At 46.4% G+C, this 15,923-nt stretch carries 14 protein-coding genes; 2 read left to right on the top strand and 12 right to left on the bottom strand.

All coding sequences use genetic code 11. The features are described from left to right. Positions 1-4: 4 nt before the first annotated feature. From MHB85_RS08795 to leuB, 7 genes are all read right to left on the bottom strand, one after another. Positions 5-1,318 carry a DUF4129 domain-containing protein gene (locus MHB85_RS08795; RefSeq protein ID WP_341072782.1) on the bottom strand — a complete coding sequence of 438 codons (1,314 nt, stop codon included), beginning with the start codon at positions 1,316-1,318 and terminating at the stop codon, positions 5-7. Continuing rightward, positions 1,315-2,430 carry a DUF58 domain-containing protein gene (locus MHB85_RS08790; RefSeq protein ID WP_341072781.1) on the bottom strand — a complete coding sequence of 372 codons (1,116 nt, stop codon included), beginning with the start codon at positions 2,428-2,430 and terminating at the stop codon, positions 1,315-1,317. Before MHB85_RS08790 ends, MHB85_RS08795 begins: the two co-directional genes overlap by 4 nt. A gap of 4 nt (positions 2,431-2,434) precedes the next feature. After that, entirely contained in the window at positions 2,435-3,400 is a 966-nt protein-coding gene (locus MHB85_RS08785; protein ID WP_017689647.1) for an AAA family ATPase, read from the bottom strand. A 121-nt stretch (positions 3,401-3,521) separates the two neighbouring features. Then, complete coding sequence (locus MHB85_RS08780; RefSeq protein ID WP_091014840.1) at positions 3,522-4,628, bottom strand: PAS domain-containing sensor histidine kinase; 1,107 nt, start codon at positions 4,626-4,628, stop codon at positions 3,522-3,524. 447 nt (positions 4,629-5,075) lie between these two features. Further along, on the bottom strand, positions 5,076-5,492 hold the full coding sequence (locus MHB85_RS08775) for a hypothetical protein (RefSeq protein ID WP_017689649.1): 417 nt from the start codon (positions 5,490-5,492) through the stop codon (positions 5,076-5,078). A gap of 356 nt (positions 5,493-5,848) precedes the next feature. Next, positions 5,849-6,388: a peroxiredoxin gene (locus tag MHB85_RS08770; protein ID WP_036610146.1), complete on the bottom strand. Its 540-nt coding sequence runs from the start codon at positions 6,386-6,388 to the stop codon at positions 5,849-5,851. 277 nt (positions 6,389-6,665) lie between these two features. After that, on the bottom strand, positions 6,666-7,751 hold the full coding sequence (gene leuB, locus MHB85_RS08765) for a 3-isopropylmalate dehydrogenase (RefSeq protein WP_017689651.1): 1,086 nt from the start codon (positions 7,749-7,751) through the stop codon (positions 6,666-6,668). A gap of 233 nt (positions 7,752-7,984) precedes the next feature. Between leuB and MHB85_RS08760 the strand changes: the two genes are divergently transcribed. Further along, positions 7,985-8,965, top strand: coding sequence for an aldo/keto reductase (locus tag MHB85_RS08760; protein ID WP_105597944.1), 981 nt, complete (start codon positions 7,985-7,987; stop codon positions 8,963-8,965). Between the two features lie 260 nt (positions 8,966-9,225). On the opposite strand, the gene MHB85_RS08755 is transcribed toward MHB85_RS08760, so the two are convergent. From MHB85_RS08755 to ilvB, 4 genes are all read right to left on the bottom strand, one after another. Continuing rightward, a complete protein-coding gene (locus MHB85_RS08755) occupies positions 9,226-10,767 on the bottom strand; it encodes a 2-isopropylmalate synthase (protein ID WP_017689653.1) in 1,542 nt (513 codons plus the stop codon). 139 nt (positions 10,768-10,906) lie between these two features. Next, on the bottom strand, positions 10,907-11,899 hold the full coding sequence (ilvC, locus tag MHB85_RS08750) for a ketol-acid reductoisomerase (protein WP_036669754.1): 993 nt from the start codon (positions 11,897-11,899) through the stop codon (positions 10,907-10,909). A 261-nt stretch (positions 11,900-12,160) separates the two neighbouring features. Then, entirely contained in the window at positions 12,161-12,643 is a 483-nt protein-coding gene (gene ilvN / locus MHB85_RS08745; RefSeq protein ID WP_024628317.1) for an acetolactate synthase small subunit, read from the bottom strand. Further along, positions 12,640-14,391 (bottom strand): biosynthetic-type acetolactate synthase large subunit, encoded by a 1,752-nt coding sequence (ilvB, locus tag MHB85_RS08740; RefSeq protein ID WP_036610160.1) that lies wholly within the window; start codon positions 14,389-14,391, stop codon positions 12,640-12,642. Before ilvB ends, ilvN begins: the two co-directional genes overlap by 4 nt. A 604-nt stretch (positions 14,392-14,995) precedes the next feature. Between ilvB and MHB85_RS08735 the strand changes: the two genes are divergently transcribed. Next, positions 14,996-15,439, top strand: a complete 444-nt coding sequence (locus MHB85_RS08735; protein WP_237176231.1) for a GNAT family N-acetyltransferase — start codon at positions 14,996-14,998, stop codon at positions 15,437-15,439. Between the two features lie 6 nt (positions 15,440-15,445). On the opposite strand, the gene MHB85_RS08730 is transcribed toward MHB85_RS08735, so the two are convergent. Next, positions 15,446-15,835, bottom strand: a complete 390-nt coding sequence (locus tag MHB85_RS08730) for a hypothetical protein (protein ID WP_047842246.1) — start codon at positions 15,833-15,835, stop codon at positions 15,446-15,448. Positions 15,836-15,923: the final 88 nt, after the last annotated feature.

Genomic DNA, 15,923 nt, shown 5'->3' with positions numbered 1-15,923 from the left:
GGACTTATTTACTTCGATAAGATCTCCAGATTCGGTCAATCTCAACCATATCGGAACGATCGGGAGCTTTCTCTCCATAACGAACGGCATTATACGTATCTGGCAGTCTCGCAGACAGCTCATCTTCTTCTACCTTCATACCATTCTGAATAATAGTCTGTGCAACCTCCAGCGGAGTGTGCGTCCCCTGTATTTCCACGCCTCGATGAGCGGCTCTTTCAATCCAAGTCCGATAGTAATACCGAACACGTTCAGCATCCTGTGCAGGTGGCGCTTCTTTCTTCCGAAACCAATTCTTTCGGACTTTTGCTGGCGCATCAAGTGTCTCACTGACATCGATATACTCCGTCCGTGGTTCTGCCTTCTTTTCACCTGGTTGTAACATCCCCTTGAATCGATCCATAAGTCTGTTTATCGTTTTTTGACCCAACCTCAGAAGCAGCCACAGGATTGCTCCGGCTACAGCACACATCACTACCCACCCGAGGATGTTCCAGAAGACTGAGGGCTCGGATGGCGGCTCTCTCCAGTCATTCGGTATATTTAGCGGCTGATTGGGGTTGTCCATTGGTAATCGTGGCTCCTCGCCGGAAATCGGACCAAACCATCCCCTGATCCATGCGAGCAAGCTGTCACGCAGCGGCCCCAGCCAGGCAGCCAGACTTGGGAAAGCACCAATCGCAACGATAACAATAAACATCCACATGAACCGCTGATGATTCGCACGTGCAAAATCTCTTAATACCAATCTTCTCTTGTCATCATTGAGTATGGCCTGATCCAGTTGCAGCATATATCGTCCAACCAGCCAAAAGGCAAAGCTGATCACTCCCGCAATATAGATCCATACAGTGTAGGTTTGTATCGGCTGCATGAATTCCAACGAATTCGAAGCAATCATAAGCACGATTGCACTGATTACGCCCATAATCTGCAAGCGCCATAACAACACAGAATGAAAGACTGGCTGGAAGGTCAGACCTGCATAAGCCGAGATGACTCCACACAGTACCAATGTGATGATATCCGGCAACGGGAGAATAAGGCTCATCCCAACAACGAGTGCGAAGAGAAATCCTATGACGAGTGCCGCTAGTCCACGAATGAGTGTACTTTTCTCGCTAAAACCTGGAATTTTATGTTGAATGAACTGTCCCAACCAACCTACAAGAACAACCAGGATGAATAATGTGTACGGCAAATGTTCCATTGCGTAGAATGAAGCAAGCGTAAATATCGGAAAAAGGTATATGCCAGACATCAAGACGGCAAGCATCGCTATGAGTCCTGTGGTCGTCGCTACCGTTCTGTTCCTCATGCACTCACCGCCTTTGTATTACCCTTCACGTCCTCTACCGGGAGAATTGTTACACGATGTCCTTGTTCGTGCAGACGTGCAATCTCGTGCTCCATAGCGGCAGATACATAGGATGTAATCAGCAGATAGCTGCGGATTTGCTGTGCTTCTTCATTCAGACGTACTTCATCATTCAGGAATTGCTCCATGGGCACCATGCATTTCAACTCTGTCTCAGCCATAGCTTCCAGTAACCGTTCCAGATGGGGGGTGCCATAATCCGGCTCAATCCGAAGGGTATCGCGGCCTCCACCCACATGATAACCATTATGGGCGAAACCTGCTGGCAACCCTCTACCGATGGCATCCACTGCAGCCGTGGCAGCGTAACGAAGTGCCCGTTCAATCTTTTCCGGTCGAGTAACAACACTCCACATATCTGCAGATTCCTGAATGTTGACTACAATCCAGGATTGCGGATCAGCCGTCCATCCCTGCTTGTAGACTTGTAATTCACCTGTACGTGCACTCGCTTTCCAGTGAATACGATTCATGGGGTCGCCTGCACCATAAGGCCGAACACCCAGGATCAAGAAAGGATCTTCAACGATCCATCGTGATACTTCCACTTCTCCCTGCCATACCTGATAAATTGCAGGAAGATCCTCTGTATTCACTAATGAAGGATACACGATCATAGACATTTGCAAAGGAATCGGTTTGGTGGAACGCCACACACCAAAGAGATCCCCACCTGTCATCGTTGCTGTATTTAATGGATAAATCCCACGCTGAGTACATGTAAAAGGATGCTTGCGCGTAATACGAGTAAACGGTTTTAACGTAAAAATACTCTTATGGTTCTGATAGATTTCGCCTTGACTAATATCCATACCTGAACCGGAACGAAATACAAACGACACTGGCATCATCGATTCAAGTCTGAGCCAAGGTACGGAGACTCGTTTCTCATTTGATATCGTCTCCACCATCTCAAGTTCATCTCCAGCGTAACAACGCAGCTTGCTGAATTGTCTGCTGTACCTGAGTTTTCGCAGTGCAGGTCGTCCAAACCACACACCATGTATAACAACGACAATGCCTCCAACAAGGACAAGCCATAATAATGCCATAAGATTAACGCCCGCTTGTAGCGAGATTCTCCGTAGGCACTTCTGTCTGATTCAGAAGTTCCTGGATGATACGCTCCGCCAAGCCCTCTTGTTGTCTAATCCGGTTACGGAATACCAGTCGGTGCGCCAGCACAGGTTCCGCCAGTACTTTAATATCATCAGGCAACACAAAGTCTCTGCCATGCAGTGCAGCCCATGCCTGACTTGCCTTGAGTAATGCCTGAGCCCCTCGTGGACTTACGCCAAGCGAGAGCTCGGGATGTTGCCTTGTTGCTTCGGTTAACTGAATGATATATCGTAGCAAATCTTCGTTGATTTGCACTGTTTTATACGTATCCTGCGCCTTCAAAAGTTCTTCACGACTGATCACTGCCGAGAGATCATCAACAGAACGACTGGCTACCGTACGTCTCAAAATTTCTACACTCTCTTCACTGCTTGGATAACCCATGCGAATTTTCATCATAAAACGATCCATCTGCGCTTCAGGTAGCGGAAAAGTCCCCTGGTTATCTACAGGATTCTGGGTGGCGATAACGATGAATGGCCGTTCCAGCTGTCTCGTTGAACCATCGATACTGATCTGGCGCTCTTCCATACACTCCAGCAAACTTGATTGTGTACGCGGTGTAGCCCGGTTAATCTCATCGGCTAGTACAAGATTGGCAAACAAGGGGCCGGGTCGAAATTCAAAATCCCCTTCTTTTTGATTAAAAAAATGAATCCCTGTTAAGTCCGAGGGCAGCAAGTCCGGTGTAAACTGTATCCGTTGGAATGTGCAGTCCAATGAAGAGGCTACCGATTTGGCAAGCATCGTTTTTCCGGTACCCGGCACATCCTCCAGCAGCACATGTCCTGACGCTATGATCGCTGTCATTACCAGCTCTATCGTATGCTCTTTTCCCACAATCACTTTTCCCACGTGATCCATCAGTTGTTGATTCATTCGTTCCATTCCTTGGATTTCCATCTGCATCTCATCCTTCCGTTATGGAGCTTATGTATTCGCATTCATTACTAACTATAACCGTTATTGGCAACATAAAACAAAGGAGTTGGCAAATGGCCAACTCCTTAACTCCACGCTTTTCTCAATATACCAAGGGTAACATAATTATAAACCGCGTGCCTTCGCCCTTTTTGCTATCCACAGAGATGGTGCCTCCATGGTTCTTGATGATTCGGTAACTCACCGAAAGTCCAAGCCCCGTTCCGCTCTCCTTGGTCGTGAAGAATGGATCAAACAGACGTACAAGCGTATTATGGTCCATTCCATGACCGTTATCCGCGATGGAGATCTGCACGAACTTGTTTTCCGTGGCGGTAGATATTCGAATTAGACCCGTATGTTCTTCGCCGACTTCCTCAATGGCATCCATTGCGTTTTTCACCATATTCAAAATAACCTGCTTAATCTGTTTGACATCAATGGATACATTCAACGGGGCATCCCCTTCATCCAGTACGATCTCGCATCCCTTCATCAAACCTTCGCTTTCGGTCAGCAAGACCACCTCTTTGAGCAAAGAGTCGACGGATATCACGGTCTTCTGTGGAGCTGACGGTTTGGAAGAATTCAAAAATTCGTAGATGATGTCATTCGCCCGATCAATCTCCGTCAGTATGATTCGAGCGTACTCGTCTTTGCCGAGCTGCAGCAAATGGGGCCTGAGCAGTTGGATGAACCCACGGATTGCAGTCAACGGATTACGAATTTCATGAGCAATAGATGCTGAAATTCGCCCCAGCATCGCAAGTTTGTCATTTTGATAAGCGGTCTGTTCAATTTGTTTATAATCAGATACATCTTTGACGCTGAACAAGAAGTCGCCATCCATCTGATCACCGTACGTCACAGTAACCAGCCAATGCCTTCCGTATTCATCAATCAATTCATGATAGCGCTTACGGTGAAAAATAGTTTCCCGATAGATACGTAAAATTTTCTTTTTCTTGAATCGGCTCATCTGTGGATGATGCAGCATTTGCATCAGGGTGCAGCCGCTCAACAGACTTCTTGGAAGTTCCAACAACTTTGCCATCTGAACGTTAATAAACGTCAATACACCGTGACTGTCAAACAACATAATACCGCTATCCAGATGTTCCAGTACATTCTCGTACTTGTTGTTATCCAGATGCACAGGCGGGAATCCATTCGTTGGTTGAGGCACTGTATCCTGAAATTCACTAATCATGTCAGGTTCCTCCTTTTCACGTAAATGATAAACTTGCCATTCGGACATCATATCATCACAGAAACAGGAAGGGCCGATTTTATTTTTCATTACCGGTGCCCTTTCGTTGGGGGGCTGAGCCGAAAATATGGATGGCATGGCCGGAACTCAAGCTGGTCTATTCCCGGTAACCAACAGTCGATCCGGAAAATCATATACGTTTGTCCCATTCTGACCTTCTCCTATTCCCAAACACGAACATTTTTTGCTCCGCCTCTTTTGCAAGTCTGTTTTTATCATAGACAAGTTTATAGAAGAGAGTCAATCGGAGAAAGTGTCGAATGGAAATTATTTTAAAAAAAACCTCGAATTAGTTCCAGAATACAGCACAAAAACGAAGCCGTTTCACCCAATAGGCAAATCAGCTTCGTTTTTAATATCTTTAATTGGTGATATATCCGAGATCATCTATAGTCCGGTCTTATTATGCTGAATTTTCAGTCTGCGCTGACTCATCACAGCTAATCGACGTTTAAGTTCGCTTTCCCACTTCTCGTCTTTGGTTTCCTTGGCGAGCCTGAGCAGGTCCAGAGCCATATCAATCTGGCGCTGTACAATGACCATGGCATCCTCGCTCTCACGGTTTACACAGTTTTCGAAAATGGCATCCTCATCTTCTGTAACATAATCTTGAAAGTCGATCTCGGATGCACCGTCTCCATGCGCATATTCAGCCAGAATTTCGTATTCGTTTTCCACTTTATAATGCACCTCGACCCGGTGACACACCGGGCAAAACAGCAGGGGAACATTATGAACCTGGGTGCGGTAATGCTTCAGCGTGCCCTTCGTTCCAACCATACTTGCCCCACAACAGTAACTCATTTTTGTTCACCCTCCTTATTACGTGCCGGGACTTTTTTGTTAAAATGCCATCCCGTACACTTACAGCACTTCCGAAAAGGAATAGTTCCATCAGTGTATCACATTCATGTACAGATTATAAATGCAGAGCACCGGAATATTTACCGGGTTTCCATACCCTATTCGCCTTAAAGGCCATCAATTCCTCTTTCAACAGATAAAAAGAAGACTTTCTTCTAATATATTATTAACACGCTTAGCTGCTTGTTCAAACACTTTTAATTAACTTCGTGATAACTTCAGCCAAAAGGGTGCAAAAAGCCCTCAATCCCTAACGGGATGAGGGCTTGAACAAAAACCGTTCAAGTTAATCTGGCTTACAGGTTAGTGTCGCCTGGTTTCCAGTTCATTGCACACAATCCGCCGGATTGCAGTGCTTGCAGTACGCGAAGTGTTTCTTCAACACTACGGCCTACATCGTTGTGGTTAACCACTTGATATTTCAATTCGCCTTCTGGATCGATGATGAACAAACCGCGCAATGCTACGCCTTCTTCTTCGATCAGAACGCCGTAATCTTTAGCCACTTGCTTCGTGATATCGGAAGCCAATGGGAAGTTCAATTGGCCCAGACCATTGCTGTCTACAGGTGTGTTGATCCATGCTTTGTGGCTGTGTACGGAGTCTACGCTCACGCCAAGGATTTCTGTATCCAAAGCTTTGAATTGCTCGGAAGCAACGCTCAAAGCTGTAATTTCAGTTGGGCACACAAATGTGAAGTCCAAAGGATAAAAGAAGAATACAAGCCATTTGCCACGATAATCGGACAGTTTAACGGAACCAAAGTCTTGTCCGTCTCCCGATACTGTTTCCATTGCGAAATCCGGTGCTGGTCTACCTACCAAACGTTCTGCCATAACTAAAAATTCCTCCTTTGGGATTATGTAAGCAACCTTGCGGATTGCTCATCATCAAGAAAAACGCGTACGCTTTTCCTGTAATTAAAATGATTTGAACCTTGATAACAAGTACAAGTAAAATGTTATCATCCGGACTTCCCAAAGTCAAGATTATAAACATTATTTTTTTATAATCATTATAAATAAGGATTTTACGTGGCAAAAATGATAAATGAACAGCCCTCTGTACATTCCATAACTGGAAACAAAGGGCTGCCTGTAGTTGGTAATATAATTACGCCTGTTTCTGAATAGCCGCCACGATCAAATCGCCCATTTCGGTCGTGCTGATCGCTGTGCTCTTGTCTACAGCAATATCACTTGTCCGGTGTCCTGCGTTCAATACATCCGACACAGCTGCTTCAATGGCATCCGCACCTTCTGCATAACCAAAGGTTGTACGGAACATCAACGCCAAAGAGAGAATGGTTGCAATCGGATTAGCGAGGCCTTGACCTGCGATATCCGGTGCGGAACCATGTACCGGTTCATAGAGTCCGAAGCTGCCCTCTCCCAGTGAAGCAGATGCAAGCATACCGATGGAACCTGTCAGCATAGCTGCTTCATCACTCAAGATATCTCCAAACATGTTTTCCGTTACGATGACATCGAAGCTGGACGGACGACGCAGCAATTGCATTGCGCAGTTGTCTACCAGTACATGCTCCAATTCAACATCCGGATAATCCGGTGCTACCCGGTTCACAACTTCACGCCAGAGACGGGAAGTTTCCAATACGTTGGCTTTGTCTACAGAAGCCAGCTTTTTGCGACGTCCTTGCGCAATTTCGAATGCCTGACGAACGATCCGCTCCACTTCTGTTACATTATATGCACATGTATCCACAGCCTCTTCGCCCTGTGCACTTTCACGTCTGAACTTCTCTCCGAAGTAGATCCCACCTGTCAATTCACGTACCACCATCAGATCTGTACCTTCCAGTACTTCAGGCTTCAGAGTTGAAGCATCCTTCAGGCAATCAAATACAACAGCCGGACGCAGATTGGAGAACAATCCAAGTGCTTTTCGAATACCCAGCAGGCCTGTTTCCGGGCGAAGCTCTTTGCTGTTGTTATCCCATTTAGGACCACCAACCGCTCCAAGCAGAACTGCATCTGCACTTTTACATACGCTCAGTGTTTCTTCAGGAAGAGGTGTACCCTTCTCATCAATCGCGATTCCACCAAACAGGGCATGCTCTGTCTCAAAACGATAACCGAATACTTCCTCCGTACGTTTAAGAACTTTCTCAGCCTCAGCTACGACTTCAGGGCCGATTCCGTCACCTGCAATAACTGCAATTTTTTTTACGTCTGCCATTGGGTTGTCCACTCCTTATATTTCATTCATTAATTATTCATAAAGTAACGTCTCATATTAACTCTCTCTTTTGTATCATATTCCAAGGTCATTTGACCAAGATATACAATCTATGACTTTAATAGATTTTACCTATAAGCCAATAGAGATTGGCCTTTCCAAGTTGTTCTGACCTCCCGGCTGGGTTAAAATATAGCTGAATTCAAATCAGGTACGCAGGAGGGATAAGCAACATGCAATATTCGTATTTGGGTAAATCAGGCCTCAAGGTCAGCCGAATCTGTCTCGGTACCATGAATTTTGGGCCTGCTACAGATGAAAAAGAAGCTTTTCGAATTATGGACGCAGCACTTGATGCAGGCGTGAACTTTTTTGATACCGCTAACATCTATGGCTGGGGTGAGAATTCCGGTCTTACCGAAGAAATTATCGGACGCTGGTTCAACCAGGGTGGTGGCAGACGTGAGAAAGTCGTTCTGGCCACCAAAGTCTACGGCTCCATGCATGATGATACAGATGGTCCCAACAACGAAGCTGGCCTCTCCGCCTACAAAATCAGACGGCATCTCGAGGGTTCCCTCCGCCGCTTACAGACCGATCATATTGAGCTGTACCAGATGCATCATGTAGACCCTGCCATATCATGGGATGAGCTGTGGGGTGCGTTCGAGAATGCCGTTCATCAGGGTAAAATCGGTTATGTAGGATCAAGTAACTTTGCTGCATGGCAGATTGCAATCGCTCAAAGCGAAGCCAAAAATCGTCATTTCCTCGGCCTGGTTTCCGAACAACATAAATATAGTCTCAACTGTCGTTTGCCTGAGTTGGAAGTACTGCCCGCTGCCAAAGAGCTGGGCCTCGGCGTCATTCCATGGAGTCCACTGGATGGTGGTTTACTGGGACGTAACGCTCTGCAGAAGGTGGAAGGAACACGCAGCGGGGGGATCGCTGGACGGATCGAGCAGCAGCAAACTCAGCTTGAAGACTTTGCCACACTGTGTCGTGATCTCGGTGAACCACAGGATACGGTGGCTTTAGCATGGGTTGCAGCCAATCCTGCAGTGACCGCCCCGATTATCGGACCACGTACGCTGGAGCAGTTTGAGACCGCACTCAAATGTCTGGACGTGACATTGGATGAAGCTGTGCTCAAACGTCTGGATGAGATTTTCCCAGGTCCAGGTGGACATGCACCTAATGCATACGCGTGGTAATAGCTTGATAGCGTAAGTCAATGTGATGATAACCGTAAAATATTCACTGTGTTTCACTGCCATAATTATATAAATACAAGCAAAAGAGTCTGACCCTCCACAGGAGAGTCAGACTCTTTACGTCCCTCACTGAACGGAGCAAAGTAAGCCGAAACGATCTACTAAATCAATTAAATTAAAGATTGATTATTCTAGCAGCATACATGTGTCTCGGCTTATAGTTCAGTTCAATGAAGGGTGCGTGCTTCTTGCATCGGAGCCTACAGGTTAACGTTTACACGGTTCGTATATGTCTTGCGCTTCTCAATCAATTGATTCAGGCCGTCTACATAGGCACGTGCACTTGCACCCAATATATCTGTGCTTACGCCGCGTCCTTGTACCGAAACCTGATTCTGAGTCAGCACAACATGTACTTCACCCAATGCATCCTTACCATGCGTTACCGATTTGATGGAGTAGTCAGACAACGTTACGTCTTCCCCACTCACTTGGTCAATCGCATTGTAGATTGCATCTACCGATCCATTACCCTCTGCTTGCTTCTCAAGCGTATCCCCGTCAAGCGTTGCAATGCGGACTTTGGCCGTTGGTACCGATTCATCTCCGTACGTTACGAAGATGGATTCCAGTTTATACACCTCAGGTGCATCCTGCAATTTCTCTTCGATTACGGCAAGCAGATCTTCGTCAGTAACTTCTTTTTTCTTATCAGCCAGATCTTTGAACTGGGCGAAAGCCCGATTCAATGCTTCTTCTTCCAGCTCATATCCCAGATCAATCAACCGCTCACGGAAGGCATGCCGACCAGAATGTTTACCCAGTACAAGCTTGCTTTCCTTCAGACCGATGGACTCTGGAGTCATAATCTCATACGTTGTTTTTTCCTTCAGCATGCCGTCCTGGTGAATGCCGGATTCATGTGCGAAGGCATTTGCCCCAACAATGGCTTTGTTTCCAGGCACAACCATACCTGTCAAACGACTAACCAAACGACTGGTCCGTGCAATTTCAGACAGCTGCAGCGATGTTTTTGCCTGGAAAAATTCCTGACGTGTCTCCAGTGCCATAGCAATTTCCTCGATCGCCGTGTTCCCCGCACGTTCACCGATGCCATTGATCGTACCTTCGATCTGATCGGCTCCGTTGAGAATGGCAGCAAGTGTATTGGCCGTCGCCATACCCAAGTCATTATGACAGTGGGCACTCAGCTGTACCTTTTCAATACCGTGTACATTCTCCTTGAGATGTTTGAAAATGTTTCCGTATTCATATGGGCTCAGGTAACCAACCGTATCCGGAATATTCACGACGGCTGCACCTTCTTCAACAGCCATATTCACCATTTCCACGAGGAAATCATACTCGGTACGACCTGCATCCTCAAGGGAGAATTCGATCTTCGAAAATGTTTTCTTCGCATAACGAATTGCGGAACGAGCTGTATCCAGTACCTGAGCTTTGTCCATGCGCAATTTATGTTGGCGGTGAATAGGTGAAGTTGCCAGGAAAACGTGAATACACGGGTCCTGTGCACCTTTAAGTGCTTCCTTAACCGCATCAATGTCTTGCTCTCTGGAACGGGACAAGCCAATTACAGTCACATTTTTGACCGCATTTGCTACTGCATTGACAGCTGCCAGGTCACCTGGAGATGCCGCCGGGAAACCCGCTTCCATCCGGTCAATGCCAAGCCGCTCGAGCTGATGGGCAATTTCCACCTTTTCACGAGTGTTCAGATTGACTCCCGGGGATTGCTCTCCATCACGCAGCGTTGTGTCAAATACATAGATTTTACGCACGCTTCGCACCTCCTGTACTTGTTATTATATGTTTCTCTGAACCAGCAATAGCGGCTCACGCATAAGCACGGCCGCTATTCCCAGTTAAAGCTCTAAGTTTACTTGAATACCTTAAAATGCATGTTCTAGAAGTTAATGCTTACTTCTTGATCCAGTGCATCATCTCACGCAATTGTCCGCCAACCACTTCGATTGGGTGTTCAGCTTCGTTACGACGAGTTGCTGTCAGGAATGCACGTCCGGATTGGTTTTCCAGAATGAAGTCGCGTGCGAATTTACCTTGTTGGATATCCGTCAGCACTTCTTTCATTGCTTTCTTCGTATCTTCAGTTACAACGCGAGGTCCAGTTACATAGTCACCGTACTCAGCTGTGTTACTGATGGAATCACGCATGCTTGAAAGTCCGCCTTCATACATCATGTCAACGATCAGCTTCAGCTCGTGCAGACATTCGAAATATGCCATTTCAGGAGCGTAACCCGCTTCTGTCAATGTTTCGAATCCAGCTTTTACCAATGCACTCACGCCACCACACAGAACAGCTTGCTCACCGAAAAGATCTGTTTCTGTTTCTTCACGGAAGGAAGTTTCGATAACCCCTGCGCGTGTACAACCGATACCTTTAGCATAAGCCAAACCGATTTCTTTAGCTTTACCCGTTGCATCTTGCTCAATCGCGATCAGGCCTGGTACACCAAAACCTTCCACATAAGTACGACGTACCATGTGACCAGGGGACTTAGGAGCTACCAGCAATACATCGCTGTTTTTTGGAGCAACGATTTGACCGAAATGAACGTTGAAACCGTGTGAGAAGAGCAATGCAGCGCCTTCTTTCAGGTTTGGTTCGATTTCGTTTTTGTATACAGAAGCTTGAGTTTCGTCTGGCAGCAAGATTTGAACTACATCTGCACGGCTTGTTGCTTCAGCCGGGGACAGAACTTCAAATCCGTCATTTTTTGCAGTGTCGAAGGATTTACCTTCACGAAGTCCGATGACTACATTCAATCCGCTATCACGAAGGTTTTGAGCTTGGGCGTGGCCCTGGCTACCATAACCGATTACCGCGATCGTTTTTCCTTTCAATACGTTAAGCTCTGCATCCTGTTCATAATAAGTAGTTACTGGCATGTTTATAAGTCCTCCTTTGTATTGTAAAGAACCCTTCATTAATGAGCGGGTGTCTCAAGGGACCGACTCGCTTGGAGTGTCAAAAGCATCTCTGGTCTGATCCGATCCGTTCAGACACCCGCCCATTAATGCGGGAATGTAGCTATATTTTCAAGCGTTACATCACTAAAATGTTAAATTACAACTGTAAAGGGACTGACACTCACATAAGATCAACTGTATATGTTAGCTAACCGCCGTCCCTCTTCATTCATTATAGCTTTATACGTTGCCGCGTACCAATGCAGTAATGCCTGTACGGGACAATTCGCGAATGCCATATGGCTTGAGCAATTCAATCATAGCATCAATTTTGTCCGTATCTCCGACTACTTGTACGATCAGGCTGCCTGGACCAACATCTACAACCGATGCGCGGAATGTTTCTACCACACCCAGAATTTCAGGACGCTCGGAAGGCTCTGCTTTCACTTTAATCAAAGCAAGTTCACGGGCTACCATCGGTTTCAGGCTGAAATCAACCACTTTAATAACATCGATGATTTTGTACAATTGTTTCTCTATCTGCTCCAGCGTTTTATCGTCACCAATGGTGACAATAACCATCCGGGAGAGTCCAGGTTCTTCCGATTGACCTACTGTAATGCTCTCAATGTTAAATCCGCGTCGACCGAACAACCCTGATACCCGCTGAAGGACGCCTGGCTGATCGTTTACCAATATTGAAATCGTATGTCTAATCATTCGTCAGCATCCCCCATCAGCATTTGATCAATTGTTGCTCCCTGCGGAACCATTGGGTACACATTTTCATCCTTGCGTACTACGAATTCTACAACGACTGGTCCTGGTGTATCCAAAGCTTCCTGCCAAGCACGCGCTGCTTCTTCTTTATTCGTTGCACGCAATCCTTTCACACCATATGCTTCAGCCAGTTTTACAAAATCCGGACTTCCTGCCAGATCAATGTGGCTGTACCGGTTCTCATAGATGAGTTCCTGCCATTGGCGAACCATTCCGAGTACCTGATTGTTAATGATCACAATTTTTACCGGTATATTGTTAATAGCACAGATTGCGAGTTCTTGGGAACACATCTGCATTCCGCCGTCACCGTTAATGGAGATAACGAGTCTGTCCGGATTGGCCATCTGAGCACCAATTGCAGAAGGGAATCCAAAGCCCATCGTTCCGAGACCACCCGAAGTTACCCATGAACGTGGTTGATTAAACTTGTAATACTGTGCCGCCCACATCTGATGTTGTCCCACATCCGTAGTCACAATTGCTTCACCTTTGGTTGTATCATTCAACATTTCAACAACCCACTGCGGTTTCAGCACTTCGTCTGAATCCGTATAGCTGTACGGCTTCTCTTGTTTCCACTGTTTGATCTGGTCTCTCCATGCATCTGCACGCTCTGCACGTCCAACTTCTTTGTTGGCTATTTCAAGTACGGTCTTCACATCACCAACGATTGGAATATCAGTTGCAATGTTTTTACCAATCTCAGCCGGATCAATATCGATATGAACGATTTTGGCATGTGGAGCGAATCCGTCCAGCTTGCCTGTTACCCGATCATCGAATCGTGCGCCGATATTAATCAGCAGATCCGACTGTTGGATGGCCAGGTTGGATGTGTATGTTCCGTGCATTCCTGGCATCCCTGTCCATAGTTCATGCCCACTTGGGAATGCGCCTAGACCAAGGAGAGTAGTCGTAATTGGAATGCCTGTCTTCTCAACAAACTCGAACAGTTCTTCATGTCCTCCCGAGTATACCACACCGCCACCAGCCAGAATCATTGGACGTTCTGCTTCCTGAATGGCCTGAGCCAAACGGTCAACCTGCAGTTTGTTTGGTACTGTCCGTGGATTGTACCCTCTTAATGTAACAGGTTCAGTACTTGGTTCAAACAAGGTTTTGTTGGCTGATACATCTTTCGGGATGTCTATCAGTACAGGACCTTTACGGCCAGTGTTGGCAATATGGAACGCCTCATGAATGATACTCGACAAATCCTTAACATCTTTTACCAGATAGCTGTGTTTGGTGATCGGCATTGTAATCCCGGTAATATCCGCTTCCTGAAAAGCATCCGAGCCGATCAGGCTGGAATTAACATTTCCCGTAATGACAACCAGCGGCACAGAATCCATATATGCCGTGGCTATTCCAGTAACCAGATTGGTTGCTCCCGGCCCGGAGGTAGCGATACAAACACCAACTTTGCCGCTTGCACGTGCATATCCGTCAGCTGCATGAATTGCACCTTGTTCGTGACGGGTTAAGACGTGTTTGAAATCCTCGAAACCATACATTGCATCGTAAATGTACAACACCGCGCCACCCGGGTAACCAAATACGCAATCCACACCTTCAAGCAACAAGCTTCTCAGCAGAATCTCGGAACCGCTAATGACCTCCGGCTTCATCCATTTTTCACGTAATTCATCTGTCGATCGTACTTCTGGAATTTGAGCTCCCATTAGTCATCCTCCTCTCGGAATTTACACCATTCTGACATTTAAAGTTACAAAAAAAACCTTCCATCCCCTGCAAACAAGTTCATGCTTGCGAGGGACGAAAGGTTATCGCTTCCGTGGTACCACCCAACTTTGCCCGAAATTTCGCAATAACGGACCTTACCAGGTACAACAAAACGAATAGCTCAAACGAACATAGTCGTTTCCCATACCTGTTGTCTGTAACGCAGACATACGATTTTCCCTAATACGCGAAAGGAGTGACATCCAGTGCTTTTCAGGAAAACAGCTCCGAGGTGAGCTCGTATATAAGGGATAATGGTGGTGGTTTCAGCAATTCCAGCCACTCTCTGAGCAAAAGAGCCCTTAAAACTTCGTCCTCTTCATAGCCGATGAAATATTCTCGTTAAATGTTAGGAACATTATATGATTCCTCCAACCGATAAGTCAATACCTGTTTTGCATAAAAATTCAGAGAACCTTCCTTCCTCCCTCTCCAGCCTATAAGGTTGCCCTAATCCCAGCGCTTCATTCAGTCACCTTTTATCTTGCTTCGGGCATAGGATATACGAGCAGCACGACTGGTCCTGAAAGGAGGCTCCGCATGGTGATTCGGCAACGCACATCCAAGCTGGATGATGGCGCCATCATGAAGCTGATTGACACTCAACTTGTTCCTTTATCCCATATGAGCGAAAAGGAAATAAATAAAATCCGCAAAGAAATACCCCTGCGAATGAACAGGGGCATGACCTTTGTTGTCTCGCCGGAGCCAGACAAAGCTGCTGTGGCATTCATCCATTTTCTCATGCATGGGGAATTGCTATATGTCGATATGATGGCCGTTAGTCCGAAAGAACAACGCAAACGATACGGGCAAACTTTGTTGCTCAAAGCAGAGAGCTTTGCGGCATCCAGGGGTTGTCGAAGATCTAAAGTGATGGTGGATGAGGGAAATACCAAAGGACTTCAGTTTTATCAAAAAAATGGATACAGCGCGATTCGATACATCATGATCAGCCGCTGCTACGAATTGGAAAAAACATTATAGAATGTCCTAGAAAAATCCTGGTGGGCGTGGACCTGGACCATAAGGGCCGAATCCAGGACCAGGTCCATATCCGCCACCAGGTCCTCCAGGTCCATATCCCGGTCCGTAGCCTGGACCATATCCAGGGCCTGGTTTTGGTCCAGGTCCATATCCGGGACCGAAGCCGGGACCACCTCCATAAGCATAAGGCAGTGTGGCAATAGCGAGCAGATCAAACAATACCAGTGGCAGAATCGCTTTTGTACGTACTTTTTTGCCATTCAAACGCTTGAGTACCAGTTTGTTGCCCGATACTTTCAACAGCTTTCCCGTAACCCGAGTGCCGTCTTTTTTGATTGCAACAATATTTTTGCCTATTAATTTCATCGCTTCATCACGCGTAACTTGTTGTTTCATACTTTCCCCTCCTCCTCGGATCGTTCAAAACAGTGTATTCGTCCATCACTGAATTCGCCTGTTTCTTTGTCCCTACCTGAAAATATGG

The sequence above is a fragment of the Paenibacillus sp. FSL K6-4396 genome, from assembly GCF_038002525.1.
Classification (GTDB): Bacteria; Bacillota; Bacilli; order Paenibacillales; family Paenibacillaceae; genus Paenibacillus; species Paenibacillus amylolyticus_B.
This window is presented reverse-complemented; position numbering and strand designations above follow the sequence as displayed.

Bases quoted from the DNA above. Each gene is read 5' to 3' on its own strand.
- MHB85_RS08795 (WP_341072782.1), bottom strand. From the start codon at position 1,318: ATGAGGAACAGAACGGTAGCGACGACCACAGGACTCATAGCGATGCTT.
- MHB85_RS08790 (WP_341072781.1), bottom strand. From the start codon at position 2,430: ATGGCATTATTATGGCTTGTCCTTGTTGGAGGCATTGTCGTTGTTATA.
- MHB85_RS08785 (WP_017689647.1), bottom strand. From the start codon at position 3,400: ATGGAAATCCAAGGAATGGAACGAATGAATCAACAACTGATGGATCAC.
- MHB85_RS08780 (WP_091014840.1), bottom strand. From the start codon at position 4,628: ATGATTAGTGAATTTCAGGATACAGTGCCTCAACCAACGAATGGATTC.
- MHB85_RS08775 (WP_017689649.1), bottom strand. From the start codon at position 5,492: ATGAGTTACTGTTGTGGGGCAAGTATGGTTGGAACGAAGGGCACGCTG.
- MHB85_RS08770 (WP_036610146.1), bottom strand. From the start codon at position 6,388: ATGGCAGAACGTTTGGTAGGTAGACCAGCACCGGATTTCGCAATGGAA.
- leuB (WP_017689651.1), bottom strand. From the start codon at position 7,751: ATGGCAGACGTAAAAAAAATTGCAGTTATTGCAGGTGACGGAATCGGC.
- MHB85_RS08760 (WP_105597944.1), top strand. From the start codon at position 7,985: ATGCAATATTCGTATTTGGGTAAATCAGGCCTCAAGGTCAGCCGAATC.
- ilvC (WP_036669754.1), bottom strand. From the start codon at position 11,899: ATGCCAGTAACTACTTATTATGAACAGGATGCAGAGCTTAACGTATTG.
- ilvN (WP_024628317.1), bottom strand. From the start codon at position 12,643: ATGATTAGACATACGATTTCAATATTGGTAAACGATCAGCCAGGCGTC.
- ilvB (WP_036610160.1), bottom strand. From the start codon at position 14,391: ATGGGAGCTCAAATTCCAGAAGTACGATCGACAGATGAATTACGTGAA.
- MHB85_RS08730 (WP_047842246.1), bottom strand. From the start codon at position 15,835: ATGAAACAACAAGTTACGCGTGATGAAGCGATGAAATTAATAGGCAAA.